The organism is Streptomyces sp. NPDC042364, assembly GCF_056437585.1.
On record NZ_JBWKAJ010000022.1, the window covers coordinates 101,848 to 121,934 of the forward strand.

The following is a 20,087-nucleotide window of genomic DNA, read 5'->3' on the forward strand; positions in this document are numbered from 1 at the left end:
GGGCGCGCGGAGCCCGGGGGCGGGGGGGGCGTGGGGGGGCCGGCCTCCTGCGAACCCCGGGGGGGGCCCCCGGGGTCTACCGCCGGGGGGGCCACCGCTGTGTGTATGGGTCGGCCGGTGTCGGGGTCAGCCGGTGTTGCGCAGGCCCGCCGCCACGCCGTTGACGGTGAGGAGGAGGGCTCGGGCGAGCAGCGGGTCGGGGGTTTCGCCGGCGGCGGCCGCGTCGCGCTGGCGCTTGAGGAGGGCGACCTGGAGGTAGGAGATGGGGTCCAGGTAGGCGTCGCGGATGGAGAAGGTCTGCTGCAGGACGGGGTTGGCGTCGAGCAGCTTGTCCTCCCCGGTGATGCGCAGGACCTCGCGGACGGTGAGCTCGTGTTCGGCCTTGATGGTGTCGAAGATGTGCTTGAGCTCGTCGGGGACGAGGGTGTCGACGTAGTGCTGGGCGATCCGCAGGTCGGTCTTGGCCAGCGTCATCTCGACGTTGGAGAGGAAGTTGCGGAAGAAGTGCCACTGCTCGTGCATCTCTTCCAGCACGGTGTCGAGGCCGGCTTCGCGCAGGGCCTTGAGGCCGGAGCCGACGCCGAACCAGCCGGGGACGATCTGGCGGGACTGGGTCCAGCCGAAGACCCAGGGGATGGCGCGCAGGCCGTCGAGTGAGACGCCGGAGCCGGGGCGGCGGGAGGGCCGGGAGCCCAGGTGCAGGTCGGCGAGCTGGTCCACCGGAGTCGACGCGAGGAAGTACGTCGGCAGGTCGGGGTCCTCGACGAGGGCGCGGTAGGCGGCGTGGGCGGCGTCGGAGACGACGTCCATGGCGGCGTCCCAGCGGGCGAGTGCCTCGACGGACTGGCGGGGCGCGGTGTGCAGGGCGGACGCCTGGAGGGTCGCGGCGACCGTGAGTTCCAGGTTCTCCCTGGCCAGGGACGGCACGAGGTACTTGTCGGAGATGACCTCGCCCTGTTCGGTGACCTTGATCTCGCCTTCGAGGGTGCCCCAGGGCTGGGCGAGGATCGCGTCGTGGGAGGGGCCGCCGCCGCGGCCGACGGTGCCGCCGCGGCCGTGGAAGAGGCGCAGGCGGACGCCGTAGCGGTGGGCCACGTCGCGCAGGCGGCGCTGGGCGCGGTGGATCTCCCACTGGCTGGTGGTGATGCCGCCGAACTTGGAGGAGTCGGAGTAGCCGAGCATGACCTCCTGGACGTCGCCGCGCAGGGCGACGAGCCGCCGGTAGGAGGGGTCGGCGAGCATGTCCTCCAGGATGGTGTCGGCGGCCTTGAGTTCGTCGGTGGTCTCCAGGAGGGGGACGATGCCGATCTTGGCCCAGCCTGCGTGGAGGTCGAGAAGGCCGGCCTCGCGGGCGAGGACGGTGGCGGCGAAGACGTCGTCGGCGCCCTGGCACATGGAGATGATGTACGACTCGATGACCTCGGGGCCGAAGACCTCCAGGGCCTTCTTGACGGTCTCGAAGACGCCGAGGGTCTTGGCGCCGGCGGCGTCGAGGGGCGCCGGGGTGGGGGCGAGGGGACGGCGGGAGCGGAGCTCCTTGGCGAGGAGCTTGTGCCGGTACTCGCGGGGCATGTCCTCGTAGCGCCAGGACTCCTCGCCGAGGCGGTCGAAGAGCTGGCCGAGGGCGTGGTGGTGGGCGTCGGCGTGCTCGCGGACGTCCATGGTGGCGAGCTGGAGGCCGAAGGCGGCCAGGGTGCGGATGGTGCGGTTCATGCGGCCGTCGGCGAAGAGGCCGCCGCGGTGCTCGCGCAGCGAGGTCTGGATGAGGGTGAGGTCCTTGAGGAGCTGTCCGGTGCCGAGATAGTCGCGGCCGGGCTCGTGCGGGGTGCCCTTGGCGAGGCGCTGCTTGGTGTTCTCCAGCTTCTGCCGGATGCAGGTGGCCTTGAGCCGGTAGGGCTCCTCCGCGTTGAGGCGCTTGTAGCGGGGGCTGATCTCGGGGAGGGCTTCGAGGTCGGCCTGGAGGGAGGAGAGCAGTTCCTCGGTGGCGCCGGTGTAGCGGATGGAGTTGGAGAGGAAGCCGCGGAGCTCGTCGATCAGGTCGAGGGCGTCGTTGATGCCGTGTTCGTGCTGGAGGATGAGGACGTCCCAGGTCACCTGGGGGGTGACGTTGGGGTTGCCGTCGCGGTCGCCGCCGATCCAGGTGCCGAAGGTGAGGGGGCGGGTGTGGTCGGGGAGCTGGACGCCGACGCGTTCCAGTTCCGCGGTGAGGTCCTCCAGGACGTCGCCGACGGCGTTCGCGTGCAGCTCGTCCAGGTAGTAGATGGCGTTGCGGGCCTCGTCGGCCGGTTCGGGGCGGACGACGCGCAGCTCGTCGGTCTGCCAGACGAGGTCGATGTTCTCGGCCAGTCGGGTGTCGTAGCGGCGGCGGTCCGATTCGATGACCGGGGTCTCCAGGAGCGCGGCGATGCGCCGGAGCTTGTTGAGTACCGACCGGCGTGCGGCTTCGGTGGGGTGTGCGGTGAAGACGGGGCGGACGTTGAGGTTCCGGACCGTTTCGCGCAGGTGGTCGGGGTCGGCGTCCTTGAGGCGGTCGGCCGTTCGGGCGAGGAGGCCGCCCTCGGCGGCACGGCGTGCCCGCAGTTCGCGGCCCCGGTGGACCTGTTCGGTGACGTTGGCGAGGTGGAAGTAGGTGGAGAAGGCCCGTACGAGCTTGGCGGCGGTCTCCAGTTCCGTGCCGCGCAGCAGTTCGGCGGCGGCTTCGCCGTCTTCGCGGGTCAGGCGGCGGACGCGCTCGACCAGCTCCAGGAGTTCGGGGCCCTCTTGGCGTACGAGGGCTTCGCCGAGCAGATCGCCCAGGCGCCGGATGTCGGCGCGCAGCTCACTGCTGACCGTCGTGGTCTGGTCGTCGGCACTGCTCACAGGTGCGGCTCCTTGCAGTGTTGAAGCTCGTCTGGGAGGGAACCCGGAGGGCGGCCCAGCGACTCGAGGAGGTGCAGGCGCCGCTTGGTGGGCTTGGCTTCCGGGCAGGATTCAGAGCGGACCGCGCTGTCCGACCGACACCAGGATAGGTGGCCGGTGTCACGCGCAGGCCCCCAGGTGTCCGGTCGGCGGCACTGAGTGCCAGATTCGGGGGCCGGAAGGCCTCTGATTTGGGTGGTGGGGCGACAGATGTCCACTCGGTCCCCGGGACGCGAGGCGGATGACCCTTGCCGCCGGGTGACGCGCTGACATACTTACGATGCCGTAGGTTACGGAACCGTAGGGAAAGCCGTAAGGCGGCCCACGCACCCTGTCGCCGAACAGGCACTCCCCCCATCTCCACCCTCGACCCCCTAGGGGACGCCCCCATGGCCACAAGTTCCGATGTGATCGATGACGCCCCGAAGTCGAACGACTCCCCGGGCTCCGCGCCCGGCTCCACCGCCGTCTCGGCGACGCTGGGCGGCGAGCAGAAGCGGTCGATCGAGCAGATCACGCTGCTCCTCTTCATCACCGTTCCGTTCATGGCGCTGCTCGCGGCGGTGCCGCTGGCCTGGGGCTGGGGCGTGAGCTGGCTGGATCTCGGCCTGCTGGTGTTCTTCTACTACCTGGGCTGCCACGGCATCACGATCGGCTTCCACCGGCATTTCACGCACGGTTCGTTCAAGGCCAAACGCCCGCTGAAGATCGCTCTGGCGGTCGCCGGGTCGATGGCCGTGGAGGGCCCGCTGGTGCGCTGGGTGGCCGACCACCGCAAGCACCACAGGTTCTCCGACGCCGAGGGCGACCCGCACTCGCCGTGGCGCTACGGGGAGACGGTTCCGGCGCTGGTGAAGGGCCTGTGGTGGGCCCACATCGGCTGGATGTTCGACGAGGAGCAGACCCCGCAGGACAAGTACGCCCCGGATCTGATCAAGGACAGGACGCTGCGGACGATCTCCCGTCAGTTCGTCCTCTGGACGGTGGTCTCCCTCGCGCTGCCCGCGCTGATCGGGGGACTGGTGACGATGTCGTGGTGGGGCGCGTTCACGGCGTTCTTCTGGGGCTCGCTCGTCCGGGTGGCGCTGCTGCACCATGTGACGTGGTCGATCAACTCGATCTGCCACGCCGTCGGCAAGCGCCCCTTCAAGTCCCGCGACCGCTCGGGCAACGTGTGGTGGCTTGCGGTCCTGTCGTGCGGTGAGTCCTGGCACAACCTGCACCACGCCGACCCGACGTCCGCGCGGCACGGTGTCGAACGCGGCCAGCTGGACTCCTCCGCCCGGCTGATCCGGTGGTTCGAACAGCTGGGTTGGGCCTACGACGTGCGCTGGCCGTCACGCTCGCGTATCGATTCCAGGCGTAACGCGGGGGAGGACGGCTCCGGGCACCGGAAGGCGCCCGCCGAGGCGGCATGATTGACGCCGTGGCGACCGACTCCAGCAGCACCCCGAGCAATGACAAGCCGCGGCGTGCGCGCCGCACCCGGATGACGGGGGCCGAACGCCGTCAGCAACTGCTGGAAATCGGCCGTACCCTCTTCGCCGCGAAGGGGTTCGAGGGCACGTCGGTGGAGGAGATCGCCGCGAAGGCGGGGGTCTCCAAGCCGGTGGTGTACGAGCACTTCGGCGGCAAGGAGGGCCTGTACGCGGTGGTCGTGGACCGTGAGATGCGGCGGCTGCTGGACATGGTGACCAGTTCGCTGACGGCCGGGCATCCGCGTGAGCTGCTGGAGCAGGCGGCCTTCGCACTCCTGGACTACATCGAGGAGTACACGGACGGTTTCCGCATCCTGGTCCGCGACTCCCCGATCCCGCAGTCGACGGGTTCCTTCGCCTCGCTGATCTCTGACATCGCCACGCAGGTGGAGGACATCCTGGGCCGGGAGTTCAAGAGCCGCGGCTTCGATCCCAAGCTCGCCCCGCTGTACGCCCAGGCCCTGGTCGGCATGGTCGCCCTGACCGGCCAGTGGTGGCTGGACGTGCGCCGCCCGAAGAAGGCGGAGGTGGCCGCGCATCTGGTGAACCTGTCGTGGCACGGGCTGGACGGCCTGGAGCAGAAGCCGCGCCTGATCGGCCACCGGAAGAGCTGATGCGCCTGCTGGGTACGGGAACCGTGCGGTCCCTCAGGGGCGCGGGGAACCGCGCGTACTCAGGGGCGCGGGAACGGTGTGTACCTCAGGGGCGCGGGAACGGTGCGTACCTCAGGGGCGCGGGGAGCTGCGCGCCAGGCCACGACGAACCCGCACCCGCACGCGACCACAGCCCCATCCCCTTGGGCGCCCCCCTCTTCGGCTTCCTCAGGCGGAGGCGCCCGGCGTACTCGTCGAGCTGCCGCGCAGCGGGGTCGTCTCCAGGACCTCCGCCGCCATCCGCCCGGCGGGCCCTTCCGTCTGTTCCGCGATCCGCCGGAACGTCTCCTGGGCCTGCCGTGCGGGCCACTCCCCCGGCAGGTGCTGCACGGGCAGCCGGGGGTCGGTGCGGATGATGCGCAGCCACTCGGCGACCAGCCGCAGCCGGGTGGCGACGGGGTCGGCGGCGGCGAGGTCCGCGGTGGTCCAGCGTTTATCGAAGGCGACGTACCGGGCGGCGAGGGCCTCCAGGTCCCAGCTCTCGCGGATCATCAGCCCGACGTCGGTGAACTCGTCGGCCCGCGCGTGGAACACCTTCACATGGGCGTCGAGCCCCAGTTCCGAGACGATCTCCCGGACGTCGACGCGCCCCGGCGCGATCCACAGGCCGCTGTAGAGCGCCCCGAACCCGGACCAGGTGAGCCGGGAGCGCAGGTCGTGGCGTTGCCGTTGCCAGGACTCGGGGAGGGAGAAGCCGAGGAGGGTCCAGGTGCCGTCCCAGTCCTCGTTGACGGCGCCGTCGCGCCAGATGCGCTGTCCGCCGTCCCGCAGGATGCCGTTCGCGTGCGGGGTGAGGCCGAAGAACATCTTCCGCCCCTCGCGCTGCCGGCGCAGCAGCCCCCGGTTCACCATCCGCGTCAGCGTCGACCGCACCGCCTGCTCGCCGGTGCCGACGCGTCCGAGGACGTCGATGATGCTCCCCGAGTACACCCCGAGGTCGCCCTCGCCCCGGTCCAGCACGTGGTTGCCGAAGAAGGCCAGCACCAGCGACTGCGGCCGCGGCTGCGGCGCGTCGGCGACAGCGACGTCCAGGATCTCGTCCTCCACAGCGGTAAGGGTACGGCGGTGGTGGGGGTGGGCCGGGAGGCCGGGGCAAGGCCCCTGCCCGGTACCCCTGCCTCCCACGGGCCTCCCTCCCCCAGGTGTTCTAGGGCGCCACCTCTTCCTTCACCGCGCTCTCCCGAACCGCGCCGTCGCCGAGCGAGTCCCGGTGCGTCTCCCGCACGAACCACACGGTCACCGCGGTGACGGCCGCGCCCCCGCACACCAGCAGCGAGATCGGCGTACTGGACCCCCCGTTGGCCGCCACCAGACTCCCGGCGACCATCGGCGAGAACCCCGCGCCGATGAGGGTGGCGAGCTGGTACCCCAGCGACGCGCCCGTGTAGCGGACCTTGGTGCCGAACATCTCGGTGAGGAGCGCGCCCAGCGGCCCGTACATCGTGGACTGGGCGATGCCGTGGCCCAGGACGACCGCGAGGATCAGCAGCCCCGGCGACCCGGAGTCGACCAGCGCGAGCACGGGGAAGGCGAGCGCGGCGGAGGCGACGGCCCCGGCGAGGACGACCGGGCGGCGGCCGACCCGGTCGGAGAGCGCGGACGCGGCGGGCAGGACCACCAGCGCGACGGACGCGGAGACGGTGAGGGCGGTGAGGACCTGCGGCCGGGCGTAGCCGATGCCGGTGGCGTAGGCGATGAGGTAGCTGGTGAGCAGGGACTGCGCGGTGAACGCGCCGATGCCGACGCAGGCGGCCAGTACCAGGGCGCGGGGCCGGCGCAGTACGTCGAGGAGCGGCATCCGCGACGCGGCCCGGTCCTTCTTGACCGCCGCGAAGAGCGGGCTCTCGACGACCTTCAGCCGGACGAACAGGCCGACGGCCAGCAGGACGACGCTGAGCAGGAACGGTACGCGCCAACCCCACGCCGCGAACTGGTCACGGGGCATGGCGACGACGAGGGTGACGACGAGCGAGGACATCAGGGAGCCGAGCGGTGCTCCCATCTGGGTGAAGCTCGACCACAGGCCGCGCCGCCTCTCGCCGGCGTGCTCGACGACCATGAGGGTGGCGCCGCCCCACTCACCGCCGATGGCGATGCCCTGCATGACCCGCAGGGTGATGAGGAGGACGGGGGCCCAGACGCCGATGGTCTCGTAGGTGGGCAGCAGTCCGATGAGGAAGCTGGCGCCGCCCATGAGGCCCATGGTCAGCAGCAGCATCGACTTACGGCCGAGCCGGTCGCCGAAGTGCCCGAACACGATGCCGCCGAGCGGCCGGGCGACGTATCCGGCAGCGAAGGTGCCGAACGCCGCGATGGTGCCGACGGCGGGGTCGGCGCCCGGGAAGAACAGTTCGCCGAAGACCAGCGCGGCGACCGTGCCGTACACGAGGAAGTCGTAGAACTCGACGGCGGTACCGAGCAGGCCGGACAGCGCGACACGGCGCAACTGCCTTGCCCGCTCGGCCTGTTCGATCTGTTCGGCCCGCTCCGGCGGCTGCGTCTGCGCGGCCTGCTCGGCGGGGCCGGGGCGGTTGGGGAGGGGGGACGGGGGCATGCGGGTCTCCCTGGAGCAAGGGGGGAACGAGGGAGGAACACCGCGAAAGTAGGCGTGGATCTACCGGCCGTCAATATTCTGCACAACATCCACTCGCCGGGACGGTCGATCGGGCGGACCGCGGGGCGGCACGGACGTGGACGCCCCCTGTCCCAGCACCCCGGGCGGTCCGTCACCCCAGGGGCTACTCCTCACCCCCCGCCCCCGGCTTCCGCGCGACGACGAAGATGCGGCGGAAGGGGAAGACCGTGCCGTGGGGGGTGGCCGGGTAGGCCTCGCGGAGGGCGGTGCGGTACTCGGCGACGAACGGACCGGCCGCGTCACCGAGTTCCGTGAGGATCGGCCGCAGCCCCGTCCCCCTGACCCAGTCGAGCACCGGGTCCTCGCCCTGGAGGAGATGGACGTACGTCGTCTCCCAGGCGTCGACCTCGCAGCCGAGATCGGCGAGCGCGGCCAGATACGCGGCGGGCGTGTGGACCGCGTCGTCGTGCCGGAGGGTGTCACCGAGCCGGTCCCGCCACCGGTCGGACCGGGCGAGCTCCCGCATGAGGCGATGACTGGGCGAGTCGAAGTTGCCGGGCACCTGGAAGGCGAAGGTGCCGCCCGGCGCGAGGGCGTCCACCCAGACCGGGAACCGGTCGAGGTGACCGGGCACCCACTGGAAGGTCGCGTTGCCGGCGATCAGGTCGTACGGCTCCGAAGGCACCCAGGTGCGGAGGTCGGCGGTGGCGAAGTCGATGCGGCCGCCGCCCGGGGTGGGCCCCTCGTGGTCGACGTGCGCCTTGTCGAGCATCTCGGGCGAGTTGTCGTACCCGGTGATGTGCGCGCCGGGCCAGCGATCGGCGAGCAGCCGGGTGGCGTTGCCGGGGCCGCAGCCGAGGTCGGCGATACGGGGGCGGTCGCCGCCGGGCGGCTCGGACACGTGGGCGAGCAGGTCGACGAAGGCGCGGGCACGATGACCGGCGTGGCGCAGGTACTGCTGGGGGTCCCAGGTGGGGGTGGTGGGGGGCATGGGGCGGACTACCTCCTTGTGACTCCTGCACGCTGCCGGGCGCCGTTCGCCGTCGTCGTTCACGGCCGTCCGCCCGGTCGACACTCACTGTCGCGAGTAATTATCTCGATGTCAAGAATCTTGATCCCGATTCTCTCGATGCCAAGAGACTTCACATCGACACAACCACTACACTGATCGCCATGGAGGACGAGGTCGATCGGCTGGTCGCAGCGTGGCGCCGGGAGCGCCCCGACCTCGACGTGGAGCCGCTTGAAGTACTCAGCCGGGTGAGCAGACTGGCCCGGCATCTGGACCGTGCGCGCAGACTTGCGTTCGCCGAGCACCAGCTGGAGCCGTGGGAGTTCGACGTACTGACGGCGCTGCGGCGCGCGGGTACGCCGTATCAGCTCTCCCCGGGCCAGCTCCTCACTCAGACGCTCGTGACCTCGGGCACGATGACGAACCGCATCGACCGCCTGGCGAAGAAGGGCCTGGTCGAGCGGCTGCCCGACCCCAGCGACCGCCGGGGCGTGCTCGTCCGGCTGACGGACGAGGGCCGGGACCGGGCGGACCAGGCGCTCGCCGGACTCCTCGACCAGGAACGAGCGATCCTGGCCGAGCTGTCACGGGCCCAGCGAGGTGAACTGGCTGGCCTGCTACGCCAGTTGACCGCCCCGTTCGACAACATCCCCGGCTAGGTCGACGGGCCCGACGCCGGCGCGGCGGGCGAGCGCGACGGCGGCGAGGGTGCTGTGGACGCCCAGCTTCCCCAGGACGTTCTGCATATGGGTGCGGACGGTGTGGGGCGACAGGAACAGGCGCTCGGCGACGGCCTTGCGCCCCAGGCCCGCCACCATGCACCGGAGCACTTCCCGCTCACGCGGCGTGAGGGACTCGACGAGACGCTCACTCTCCGTGCGGTGCTTGCGGGCGGCGGTCAGTTCGCGCAGCACGCCGGTGAGGAGCGCGGGCGGCAGATGCGTCTCGTCGCGCAGCACTCCGCGGATGACGGTGAGCAGCCGCGAGAGCGAGCAGTCCTTGGCGACCCATCCGGAGGCTCCCGCCTGGAGGGCGAGCGCGGCCCGGCGCGGGTCGTCCTTCTCGGCGAGTACGACGGTCCGCACGGTCGGCTGTCCCGACCGCACCCCGGCGACGAGCGATATGCCGTCGACGAGGCCGTCCTCGCCGCCGTCCTGTACGGGCACCGGACCGGAGACCGCTGCGACGGGCCCCCGCCCGGGGCCGGCCCCGGGGGCGACACCTGTCGCGCCGGAGTTGTGGCCGGGACGCATGGCAGGCGGCTGACCATGCCCGCCCAGATCGGCGTCGACGAGCAGCACGTCGAACTTCCGCCCCTCCGCCGCCGCGCGATCCAGACAGCGCAGCGCGGCGGGGCCGCTGCCGGCCGCGGACACGTCGACGTCGGGCTCGGCGGCGAGGGCCGCGGCGAGCGACTCGGCGAAGATACGGTGGTCGTCGACGACCAGGACTCGGATGCGAACCACTGAAACCCCCACTGGTCGGGGGACGACCGGCGCGGGTACGGCGCCCGGAAGGTTCCCCGGTTTACACCTGGGACGGGGCGCCGCAGCCACACGGCCGCCGCCGTGCTGAACCGCTACCCCCACTCCGAGCGTCGTACCCGACTTGTCTCGCCCCCTGATCAGCACCGGCCCCCACCGGTGCTGTTCATCAGAGTAGGGCCGGGAGGCAGGAGCGGAAGGTAATTTGCAGAACTGGTTGGCCAACGCGTTTATGGTGTGCCGCATGTTTCGAATCGAGGCAGAAGTCGACAAAGAACGGGCCCAATTGCTGCGTTCCCGGCTGCGGGCCACCAACACGGCGGCCTCACCGGTGCTGCGCGAGCTGCGGGGCACCCCTGCGGAACGGGAGACGCCTCTGCACGTCTGGGCCCTCGACGAGACGGGCGCCCTCACGGGCGGCATCGTCGGCCACACCTGGGCGACCTGGCTCCACGTCACGTACCTGTGGGTCGACGAACGCGCCCGCGGGGCCGGCCTGGGCTCCCGACTCCTGTCGGAGGCGGAACGCACGGCCCACGACGAACGGGGCTGCCGGGCGGCCCGCCTGGAGACCTGGGACTTCCAGGCCCCCGACTTCTACAAGAAGCACGGCTACGAGGTGGTGTGCGTGATCCCGGACTATCCACCGGGGGTCACGGAGTACACGTTGACTAAGGGGTTGGGGTGAGGGGGCTTCGCCCTTCGCGCTCCTCATAGGCTGACTTCATGGGACTCTTCGACAAGCTGACCGGAACCAGGCAACCAGACGACCGTGTTGCGCCTTGCTCCCCCGAGGAAGTCCGTGCGGCCTTGCTCGGTCTCAACCGTTCCGACGTTCCCTACGTCATCCGCGACGGCTCCGCGGACGAAGCCGACCTGGTGGCCGAGTGGCGGATGGAAGAGCCTGCCTGGCAGACGTTGTTCATCGAAGCCCAGCTGACTCGGGCGCTCAGAATCCGGATGCGCCTGAATGCGGACGACCACGAGGTGCGTGCCGTCGAAGAGCAGTGGGAGGTGACCCGCGTCGGTGATCCCCCCAGGCTCGCCATCTCGTCGGAGTACTCGCGCGGGCAGGATCGAACCGTCTCCCGCCACTGGACGATCGAGCGGGGAGAAAGCGGCCGCCTTGAAGCGACGGAGACCTTCCGCTTCGACGGGGCAGAACTGCGGAACCCTCTACGCAGCGCGGTCCTTGAGTCGGGCTGGACGTGGCGCGGAGTGCTCTTCAGTAAATTGTGAGTCAGCCGCCGACGCCACGCCTCGGCGAACTCCGGCACGAGGCCGCGCTCTCGTACATCTCACAGGGCATGGAGCCAACTGTAGTGGTCAGGCCGAAGGACACCGCATTTGCGGCGATCTCCGGCGAGCATTACTTCAACAAGAGCTTCTCATCCACGGCGTCTCGCGAAGTCACGTCAGGTTTTGGCGTACGACCCGGGGACGCGACTGCACCCACCAGCCCGCCTTGATCGGATCCCTTCCACTCACGGTCGCCAGGGCCACCGACTGCAAGCCTGCCCGGGCTGACGATGCGACGGGTAGCGTGATCAAAGGACCCACCTGGGGAGTGACCCGCGAAGAAATTTCACACAAGAGGCTCCCCAGCAGGGCAAGACTGACTGAAAAGCCGATCGCACGTACTACAAATACACGCCACCCTCCCTCTTCGCACTCATCCAGCCTCTGCAGGCTGATTATCTCCGTCGACCTCTCACTACCTGAGCTGACATTTCACGTCCCAGTCGAGGAGGGAGAAGGAATGGAATCGCCGGACGACCAGAAGTCCGAACGGACATTTGGAGGTGGCAGCTCCTGTTGTGAGTAATCCGGTCCGTTTGGCTTGCTGGTCGGCGCGGCAACCTCGGATTTCTCCACGCACGGAGTAGTGACGCTGAGATGAGCCTGACCATTGATTCCGATCAGGACTTGAATCTGAAAGTCATCCTGAGTTTCAAAATGGGCCGACAACCCATTCTCGCTGGCCGTGATGAACTTGTATCCCTTGCTCTTCCAGTAGCGTTCCAGCACTCCCAAGAAGCTGCCGCGCCGTTTGGTAGAAATGATCGTCATGACGGCACGGTCACGGTCCACATAGCAGTCGCCCGGCATCGAGTAGGTGTGCGTCCACTGAACGGGAGGCTTTATGGCGGCGAACGTCTCGTCAAGAATGACGTCCGCTCGATCGGCGGCCTCTTGCATGTTCATCTTTGCTTTACTTCCTGTGCTCGACGGCGTAGTACCAGTCAGGCCACACCCGGTAAGAAGCACCAGGGCCACAATTACGGCCACCCTCTTCATCATCGCGGCGCTTCCCTCGTTACGTATCCCGGCTGACCTGCGACAATGGCAGCAATGTTCCCTGCGGAAATCCGATCCTTCCCTTCCTCAGGCGTGAAGTAGTTACTGTGGGCCTCTAGGGTGATCTCCGAGTTCAGCACGTCGGGGACTGCAGGCTGCGCCAATTCAGGGCCGGGCAGGGTCTGGAATCTATTGGCGCCGAACGCTTCGCTTGCCGGATCCTTTCCAAACCAGATGTCGTCACCGCCCCGATCAACAACTCCGCCCAACAGATACCCGCCTAGCAGCCCGCCTCCCCGGAACGCTGCAACTTCCTCCCAAGAAGGGAGCTTAGTGACGATGTCGTTCTCAGCGGCTCCCACCCAGACATGCTCCTTGCCCACACCTAGATCTTCTGCCTTGTCGACGCCGACGCCAGGGCTGCCAACGAGAATGATGTCATCTGCCCCTGGAATACCGCCCGGTTCCTGCGTGGCAGCCCCCACGAGTCGGGAGCCATAGGAATGTCCAATCGCCGTGACGTGGGGGTCTGCGTGGTCATTGGTGGCCGAAATTCCACCCAGGAAACTGTTGTATGCAGGGGCGCCCCACTCGGCATCGCCCGCAGTCGCCACATCTAGCGCTTGCGGGGCATCGTACCCAAGCGATACGATCGCAGACGAGGAAGGGTCAATTTGTTGAGCACCCTTGGCAGTGTCGAATGGCTGACTTCCCGAGTTGAGCTTGCTCTGAATACCTTTCAATCCGTCGAGCTTTTCCTTGGACGCTTCATCGGACCGTCCTTCCAATTGCGCGATGAGAAGACGGATGTTCTCCCGGTTGGCATCGTCACGTACTACAGATGGAACACCATCCAGGTTTCCGATGATTTCCGGAAAGGCGATTCTGCGGGACGCGGATCGTGGGCCAACTTGTCGATGATGTCGAGGACCAGAGCGAGGCCGTGGGGGTCGTCCTCAAGGAATCGAGCCGCCGCGTTGAGGGCGTGCGGCTCGAAGGTGATCTCATAGGTCACTTCTGTTCAAGCCCCAGCCGCGCACGCACCTCTGCCATGGGAATGCCGGGTTCGAGCGTCCCCTCGGCCTTACGTCGCTGATAGTCGGCGACGGCCAGCGCGTCTTCAAGATCCTCTATCACCTGCGGCGAGACGAGCAGCGCCGCCACGTGGCCGTGGTCGGTGAGCGCGATGGTCTCCCGCCCGTGGGCGGCCCGGCGGACGAGGTCGCCGAGTTGTGAGCGGGCTGCGCTGATCGTGATCTCAGCCATATAGCCATTGATGCCACAAGATTAACCTTGTGGCATCAATCGGACCTTGAGGTACCGCCTGCACCTCCCCCAACCGAAGCCCTTGACCTATTGGTCCCATCACCGCGTCCTGGTAAGGCTGTCAGGTATTTTCGGGTGATTGACGCACCCCAACTCGTCTCGCATCGACTTGGCCAGGGAAATCGCCAAGTTCTCGTGGAAGTCGTCTGAGAATTCCGGCGCCTCTACCTGCCCGACCCGGATCTGCAGCGGGATATGCTCCTGCTGCCCGGCCGCCGTACCCTGGATCCGGCATGGGAAAATCAAACCGATATCACCAGCCATGAGGCTTTTCTCCGCCAAGAAGACATCGCCCGCGCCCGCGTACCAGCGACTGGCAGCAGACTGAACCTCCTTGATGCTGGATGTCGACCACTCCACGGACGAGGAAAAATTTACAGCCCCCTCGTTGAAGCTGCAGACATTATATTCCGTCATCCGATAGCGGGCCTGCGAGGGATCCCAGCGTTGAACCTCCTCCACCATGTCACTCTTGACCTGACTCAACTTCCGCGGAGCGTTCGTGAAACGGATGTCCGTCTCACCCATCATTTTCCGAACAGAAGACATGTTCTTAGCCCCGAAGAGTTCTTCGCACACCCCTCGCTGAACTATAAAACTGTCACGTTCGGGTTCTTCGCCGGAGCAGCCAGCAGTGAAGACAAGGGCCACGATGGAGCAGCACCTCCCAAGCCAAGCAAACCTTCCTTTCCGCACTTAGCTCACCTTCTCAAGGTCTCCAACCAAAGCTCGGCCATTTCCATAGGAATCCGAAATATCGAATCCGAAGTCTCGCATCTCGGCTTGCGACATGCCCACCGTGCCCCCATAGCTCTGAGCAGGCATCCATGCTCTGCGCTCACCAAACTCTCGAACACCCTGAGTGGACATCAAAGCATCGACGTCATTGTCCCACTCGTTGTCCTTCAAATACTCCAAGGTGTGATTTCCGTACGATGTGCTCACCGCCCCTCCAGCGGTCTCCATGACCAAAGGAACTGCGATGGAAGCGGCCACACCAGCCGCCGGACCGAGGAGGAGGGCCGAGCCCACTCCGACCACAGCACCGATCGAACCACCGACGGCGAACTTACGCCACTCCGCCTCTTTCTCCTTCTTCAAATTTTCATCGTCTTCGATATCTTGAAAGCCGGAACGGATCTCGAACTCGCGTGAAGCGTCAATAATTCCGCGCACTTCCGCAGCATTCCTTGCGAATGTGGCACCGGAATCCTTGTCTCCCTCGTGAACAGAAAGCCCGCTTGCTGTATACGCATCCTGTGCGGCGGACAAAGTGTTGTATCCCTCTTCGTCGCGCGCCACAAGCATCAGGAAATTCGCGCTGTTGGTCCGTTCAAAATCAGTGCGCGTGCTTCCGTCGCTGCTGTGGGCAAAGATCTCACCCCGGCCCAAGGCATCGCCAGACCCGCCGAAGTTGCAGGTGGAGTAGTTAAGGTCGTCGATGTACGCAGCCCCCATACGGGCCAGGCTGTCCTTCATGACATCCGGGGGCGCATCCTCGTTAGCCACGTTGTAGCGATTGATAACCTTCCTCATAACGTCGGCGGTCTGTTCATCTCGGTGAAGTTCCGTGGGCTCCGCACCGTATGGATGCCCCGTGGTAGCTGCCTCTAGAGCATGCCCAAGGGCGTCCGGGCCGAAGCCGCGGGCCTTCGCTGCATCGTCGCTACCCGGGTGGGAGAGGGTGTCCGCAGGCCACTCGAATTCCTTCTTTGTCAGTTCCTTGAAGTAGGTGTAGTCGAGTTTTTCCTTCCTGTTCACAGTCCCGTCTTCGTTGTAGACCGTGGGATTCTGGTCGTTGAAGAACTTGGTGGCAGCTTCCGGACTGTGCGCAAGTCCCTCCAGGACGCTTGTCAGCGGATCGTACCCGGCTCCATTCTTTCCTGAAGGATTGAAGCCCAGGTCCAGGTCATAAGAATGCGGCCTATTGGAGACAAAGCGATACGGATCCTTGTGGTGCAACTGCACCACATGCTCTGCAATGGGATTGATAAATCTGGCGTCATAGTTGCCGTGCCGAAGCAGACCCCCCAGAATCTGATACCCGTAGGGTGGCTGAGGCGCCCCTGGCTGGATTTCGATCGGCTGGGTGCCCAGACGGCGGAATTCATTTGCCCAGCTGGACGGCAGATGCGACTTGTTGTCGGGATCGGTGGCCGATGCCAGGGCCAAACCCATGTTGTGCTGGAACTGCTTCGTCAGGGTGAGCCTGGTCTCGTCCTTTCCAGCTGTACCGTCCAGCGCCATACGACCGTAGAACTCCAGGGCGTCCTTGGGGCCACCAAGGGACTTGTAGAAGGAAGTCGAGAAGTCGGCGTCCTTGGCGTTGTACTTCATGATGAAGTTCAGTTCGGTGAACTGCTTGTCCGTCATCTCCGGACCGTGCTTAGCGAGTTCTGCGGCACGCTCGGCCTGCGCTTCGTCGAGAGAGCCGTACGAACTGTGCCCGGCGTTGTGCGGGTCGTTGCCGTGGCTCTTGCGCAGGGCGCGTGCCACCGAGGAGTCGATCTCCGATGCGTGTCGGAGCAGCCGGTTGATTCGGTCCTCCAGCTCCTGCTTGGCGTCGAGCTGCTCTTGAGTCCGCTCGTCGGTGTCGCCCCGGATATGGGCGAAGTAGCAGCGGGCCTCTCCGCCACCGATGTCCTCGACGCGGATCCCGAGATTCTTGGCATCCACCTGAACGGCGGTTTTGATCTGCTTCTGGAGCGATGTCAATTCGATGTGCGCGTCGTCGAGAACCTGGTAGATGCTGTCCGCCTCGGAGTGGAGGTCGTCGATCTCCTTCGCCGTCTTCGTGACGAACTGGCGCGTCACCGAGGCGTTCACCCCGGCCCACCGTGCGGCGTCAGACTTGGCCTTCATGCCCTTGCGGGCGTTCTCCGCCGCCGTCTTGAGTTTGTCGACCGTGTGCTTCCAGTCGGAGACCGCTGTGCCCAGCTTGCCGAGGTCAACCTCGATCAGGTCCGTGTACGCGAATACCACCGGGCCACTCCTACTTGAAGTACTTGTCGAGTTCCGATACGGAAACGGCCGAACCGTCACGGCCACTGAGCGCTGCAGCGATCTTCGCATCGTCCTGGGCGTGCAGCTTCTTGCTGTAGTCCAGGTGGTTGGAGATGTGCGCACACGCTTGAAGGACGGATTTGACCTGGGAGGTCCACACCTCGACCGTTGTCTCCAGGGCACCGCCCGTGACGAATCCATGGGATTTCAGATCGGCGGCGGCCCGCATCGTGGAACCGACACCATCCTTGTTCGCGCCGGCGCCGGCGATGTCCGCGGCCTTCTGCAGGTCGCCGTGCAGAACGAACGCCTCGTGGCCCACGGCGCCGAGGTCGTCCTGGCTCACCACGAGGTCCCCGTCGGTGCCTGAGCCGCCACCGCTCGCAGCGCTCTGGTTAAGCTGCATGTGCGTCGAGTTTCTCTGGGCGGCGTCCCTCTTCAGCCGCTCCCATTCGTCCCAGGCCACGCGCTCCTGCTCCTTCTCGTCATCCCCGTCACGAGTCGCTCATGGCTGCCAACGGCTCTCTCGTCAGCGGCTATTCACGCTATCAACGAGCCTCCGGGTCTTGTCCTGCATTCGGTTTTGGTGCCACCGGGTTCGGCGCTGCGGTGGTCTCTGCTCGGTGTCTGCGGGTGACGACGAGCGCGGCGATCGCTCGACCCGAGCACCGCGGCTCCGATGCCGCCGAGCACGATCCGCATGAGGTTGCCGTCGTCAAGCGACCCTTCCGGGAGCACCGGTTGAGGAATGGATTACAGCACGCTCTTCGCAACACCGATGCCCACAATGCCAGGCAGACAGGAGACCGGGAGGGCTGAGCCGTGCCGAGCACCGACGGAATTTCAACAGGAGCCTCCCATAATCGTCCATCATCCCGGTACCGGCCATGCCTTCCGGTATTTGGCCGTCAGGCCGGGCCAGGACCACGATCGGATGGCGGGTTGCCGCTTGGCTGATTGGGAGTCGCGTATGGGTGGGGCGGAAGACCGCCCTGCGCATTCGAGATGTGATGCGGTGAGGGAGTCCCCACTTGTAGACGCCTCGCTGCAGCTTTACGGCTCCGAATCACCAAGAACGCTGCGACCGCCGCTGCGGCGAAAACTGCCGCAACGAAGGCCAGGACTGCCCAAAGCGTGGTGCTTCCGCCCTCGGACTCTGTAGTCGCTTCCGATGACTTTTCTGCCGCTGAAGTTTCCTGCTCGCTGGTCGGCGCCGACGCGGCAGGGGACGACGCGGAGTCTGAGGCCGCGAGGTCCGGGAGGGGGTACTCATCGGCGGGGCCCGGGTCACCGGGGTTCTGCAGGGCGATGCGAGGGCGGACGATGCCGTAGCCGATGGAGTCGTTGCGCTTGGCCCCGTCGGTGGGGGCACCGATGGTGTTGAGCATGACCCGGAGGACTTGGTTGTTGGTCCAGGTGGGGTGCTTGGACCAGATGAGGGCGGCGCTGGCGGAGGCGATGGCTGTGGCGTCGCTGGTGCCGCTGGTTTTACAGAGGCCTGTTTTGCCGCCGCAGGCGTGCACCATGTCTACGCCTGGGGCGGAGACATCCACCTCAGGGCCGTATTGGGAGAAGGGCGCCCGGCGGAGGTCCTTACCGACGGCTGCCACACCGACGACACCAGGCGTGGCAGCCAGAGGATCCACTCCCCGCCTCTTGTCAGCGTCGTTGCCCACTGCAGCAAAGATCAGTGAGCCTTTACCGAGAGCGTACTTGACCGCCTCAGTCAACTCAGAGCTCTTCGCGCCCCCACCCATGGAGACGTTGATGACTTGTGCTCTGGAGTCAGCGGCGTAGCGGATGGCCTTGCTGAAATACGCGGACACTTCGAATGGACTGACGTCATCGGCATCAGGCATCCGGACCGGGAGGATATCGGCCTCAGGAGCGAGCCCAAATGCGCCGTTCCCTCCCCCGTAGGCACCCGTTCCCGCGATGAGCCCTGCCATGCCCGTTCCGTGGCCGTCGTGGTCCGTGTGTTCATCGCCTACGCGGCTCGAGGGGGCGAAGTCTTTGCCCTCGAGCACCCGCCCCACCAGGTCCGGATTATTTGGCTCGACCCCCGTGTCGAGGACGGCGACCTTGATTCCGTCTCCCATGCTGCTCTGCCACATCTGCTCTGCCTTCATGGCATCCAGAAACCACTGTTGATCGCGAGTCGATGCAGCGTGCGCCGGTACCCCCGCAGCGCACACCAGCAACAGGCCGAGGATGGCCGATGCCGCGCCACGGTGGCGCCCGTGTCGGGTGCTGGTGGTGCACATGAGGTTCCCTGTCTCCATTCGTGCATACGTCTCAGTCAATGACTGGGGGCACCGTACGACCGCTGTCTTGGCGCCTGGTCTCCTGGTCTCTCCCCGAGCGGGCTCGTGCCCTTGTGCTGTCTGTCCTCGCGGCGGAGGCTGGCCGCGCTGCGCGTGGGGCACCCGTTCCAGTGCTCTCAGAGCGCGCTGGGCTGGCGGCACCGCCTATCGCCGCAGCTCGCGCCGTACCACCGCCAACGGCTCCGGAACCAGCAGTACCGCCCGTACTAGGGACGGCGCGGCCCGTCCGCTGCGTCGTTCCCCCGACGACACCCCCGCTGGGTGCAGGGATACGACCGCCAGGTGCGTGCCGCTGTTGCCCCTCCCTTCGCCCTGCCGGGGTCGTCACACCAGGGATGGGGCCCGCTGGCACGCGACCGGCGGCGCTCGGTCCTCCGACCACGGTTCCCCGATGGACCGCTCCCGTGGGACCACCCAAGGGCGGAGTAATCGGTCGGCCGCCGATGATGCCGGAGCTGCTTGGCACCCTCGCTGAGCCCGAAGGCGGCACCATCGGGCCCGACGACTGGGGCATACGCCCCGTTGCGATCGACCGCCCCTGCGGCCGCAGGCCACCGGTGGGATTGCCACGGCCGCCACCGGGCGTTGAGGGAATCAGCCCTGCCTGAGGGACTGTTGTCGACCCATCCGGCCTTCCTGCGGAGGGACCGCTCGCTGGAGGCGACGTCGTCTGCTTGTCCGGCAGCAGGGTTTCAACCGAGTCGATACCCATACGGGTCGGGGGTGTTTCCTTCGTCGACCCGGCGCGTTCAGACGACTTGTCCAGCGACTGCCCCACATCAGATCGCTCCACACCCACTTCCCGCTGGGGGGCCGAATCCAGGGGAACAGGGCCCGCATGCGGGAGGCTCCGCGCGGAGGCATCTGGACGGGCAAGATCGGAGCTTTCACCCTTGTCGCGAGGCACGAACGCCTCAGGCGGCGGCGGGAACTTGGGCCTCTCCAGCGCGTTCAGCTGTACCGCTGAGAACTCGTACGCCTGGCCGAGTTTGATCATCTCGGCGGCGGCCTCCTGGCGGACCTTCTCCTTGTTGGC

At 67.0% G+C, this 20,087-nt stretch carries 18 protein-coding genes; 5 read left to right on the forward strand and 13 right to left on the reverse strand.

The genetic code is table 11. The annotated features are described in order from the left end of the window. Nucleotides 1-126: 126 nt before the first annotated feature. The gene (gene ppc, locus AC067N_RS32185) at nt 127-2,859 is read right to left on the reverse strand and encodes a phosphoenolpyruvate carboxylase (RefSeq protein WP_478682430.1); all 2,733 of its coding nucleotides are present in this window, start codon (nt 2,857-2,859) and stop codon (nt 127-129) included. 428 nt (nt 2,860-3,287) lie between these two features. On the opposite strand from ppc, the gene AC067N_RS32190 reads away from it, so the two are divergent. Next, a complete protein-coding gene (locus AC067N_RS32190) occupies nt 3,288-4,316 on the forward strand; it encodes an acyl-CoA desaturase (RefSeq protein WP_478682431.1) in 1,029 nt (342 codons plus the stop codon). Beyond that, nucleotides 4,313-4,990 (forward strand): TetR family transcriptional regulator, encoded by a 678-nt coding sequence (locus tag AC067N_RS32195; RefSeq protein WP_478682432.1) that lies wholly within the window; start codon nt 4,313-4,315, stop codon nt 4,988-4,990. Before AC067N_RS32190 ends, AC067N_RS32195 begins: the two co-directional genes overlap by 4 nt. Before the next feature lie 207 nt (nt 4,991-5,197). Here the strand turns inward: AC067N_RS32195 and AC067N_RS32200 are convergent, their stop codons facing one another. The 3 genes from AC067N_RS32200 to AC067N_RS32210 form a co-directional block, all read right to left on the reverse strand. Beyond that, the gene (locus tag AC067N_RS32200; RefSeq protein WP_478682433.1) at nt 5,198-6,076 is read right to left on the reverse strand and encodes a PaaX family transcriptional regulator; all 879 of its coding nucleotides are present in this window, start codon (nt 6,074-6,076) and stop codon (nt 5,198-5,200) included. A 100-nt stretch (nt 6,077-6,176) separates the two neighbouring features. Continuing rightward, a complete protein-coding gene (locus AC067N_RS32205) occupies nt 6,177-7,583 on the reverse strand; it encodes an MFS transporter (protein WP_478682434.1) in 1,407 nt (468 codons plus the stop codon). 184 nt (nt 7,584-7,767) lie between these two features. Beyond that, nucleotides 7,768-8,595 carry a trans-aconitate 2-methyltransferase gene (locus tag AC067N_RS32210; protein WP_478682435.1) on the reverse strand — a complete coding sequence of 276 codons (828 nt, stop codon included), beginning with the start codon at nt 8,593-8,595 and terminating at the stop codon, nt 7,768-7,770. Between the two features lie 182 nt (nt 8,596-8,777). Here AC067N_RS32210 and tamR point away from each other — a divergent pair, with 182 nt between their 5' ends. Further along, nucleotides 8,778-9,275: a MarR family transcriptional regulator TamR gene (tamR, locus tag AC067N_RS32215; protein ID WP_055712124.1), complete on the forward strand. Its 498-nt coding sequence runs from the start codon at nt 8,778-8,780 to the stop codon at nt 9,273-9,275. Here the strand turns inward: tamR and AC067N_RS32220 are convergent. Further along, complete coding sequence (locus tag AC067N_RS32220) at nt 9,234-10,082, reverse strand: response regulator transcription factor (protein ID WP_478682436.1); 849 nt, start codon at nt 10,080-10,082, stop codon at nt 9,234-9,236. The two genes, tamR and AC067N_RS32220, sit on opposite strands and share 42 nt — an antisense overlap. A 250-nt stretch (nt 10,083-10,332) precedes the next feature. Here AC067N_RS32220 and AC067N_RS32225 point away from each other — a divergent pair, with 250 nt between their 5' ends. Both AC067N_RS32225 and AC067N_RS32230 read left to right on the forward strand, forming a co-directional pair. Further along, entirely contained in the window at nt 10,333-10,788 is a 456-nt protein-coding gene (locus AC067N_RS32225; RefSeq protein ID WP_478682453.1) for a GNAT family N-acetyltransferase, read from the forward strand. A gap of 38 nt (nt 10,789-10,826) precedes the next feature. Next, nucleotides 10,827-11,339, forward strand: a complete 513-nt coding sequence (locus AC067N_RS32230) for a hypothetical protein (RefSeq protein ID WP_478682437.1) — start codon at nt 10,827-10,829, stop codon at nt 11,337-11,339. A gap of 492 nt (nt 11,340-11,831) precedes the next feature. On the opposite strand, the gene AC067N_RS32235 is transcribed toward AC067N_RS32230, so the two are convergent. From AC067N_RS32235 to mycP, 8 genes are all read right to left on the reverse strand, one after another. Continuing rightward, entirely contained in the window at nt 11,832-12,305 is a 474-nt protein-coding gene (locus AC067N_RS32235; RefSeq protein ID WP_478682438.1) for a hypothetical protein, read from the reverse strand. Nucleotides 12,306-12,397: 92 nt separating this feature from the next. After that, nucleotides 12,398-13,186 (reverse strand): alpha/beta hydrolase, encoded by a 789-nt coding sequence (locus AC067N_RS32240; protein ID WP_478682439.1) that lies wholly within the window; start codon nt 13,184-13,186, stop codon nt 12,398-12,400. A gap of 47 nt (nt 13,187-13,233) precedes the next feature. After that, the gene (locus AC067N_RS32245) at nt 13,234-13,413 is read right to left on the reverse strand and encodes a hypothetical protein (RefSeq protein ID WP_478682440.1); all 180 of its coding nucleotides are present in this window, start codon (nt 13,411-13,413) and stop codon (nt 13,234-13,236) included. Beyond that, nucleotides 13,410-13,664, reverse strand: coding sequence for a type II toxin-antitoxin system Phd/YefM family antitoxin (locus tag AC067N_RS32250; RefSeq protein ID WP_478682441.1), 255 nt, complete (start codon nt 13,662-13,664; stop codon nt 13,410-13,412). Before AC067N_RS32250 ends, AC067N_RS32245 begins: the two co-directional genes overlap by 4 nt. Nucleotides 13,665-13,763: 99 nt before the next feature. Continuing rightward, a complete protein-coding gene (locus tag AC067N_RS32255; RefSeq protein ID WP_478682442.1) occupies nt 13,764-14,375 on the reverse strand; it encodes a hypothetical protein in 612 nt (203 codons plus the stop codon). Nucleotides 14,376-14,420: 45 nt separating this feature from the next. Further along, nucleotides 14,421-16,706, reverse strand: coding sequence for a hypothetical protein (locus tag AC067N_RS32260; RefSeq protein ID WP_478682443.1), 2,286 nt, complete (start codon nt 16,704-16,706; stop codon nt 14,421-14,423). Nucleotides 16,707-16,716: 10 nt separating this feature from the next. Then, a complete protein-coding gene (locus tag AC067N_RS32265) occupies nt 16,717-17,193 on the reverse strand; it encodes a hypothetical protein (protein WP_478682444.1) in 477 nt (158 codons plus the stop codon). A 442-nt stretch (nt 17,194-17,635) separates the two neighbouring features. Then, entirely contained in the window at nt 17,636-18,991 is a 1,356-nt protein-coding gene (gene mycP / locus AC067N_RS32270) for a type VII secretion-associated serine protease mycosin (protein ID WP_478682445.1), read from the reverse strand. Nucleotides 18,992-20,087: the final 1,096 nt, after the last annotated feature.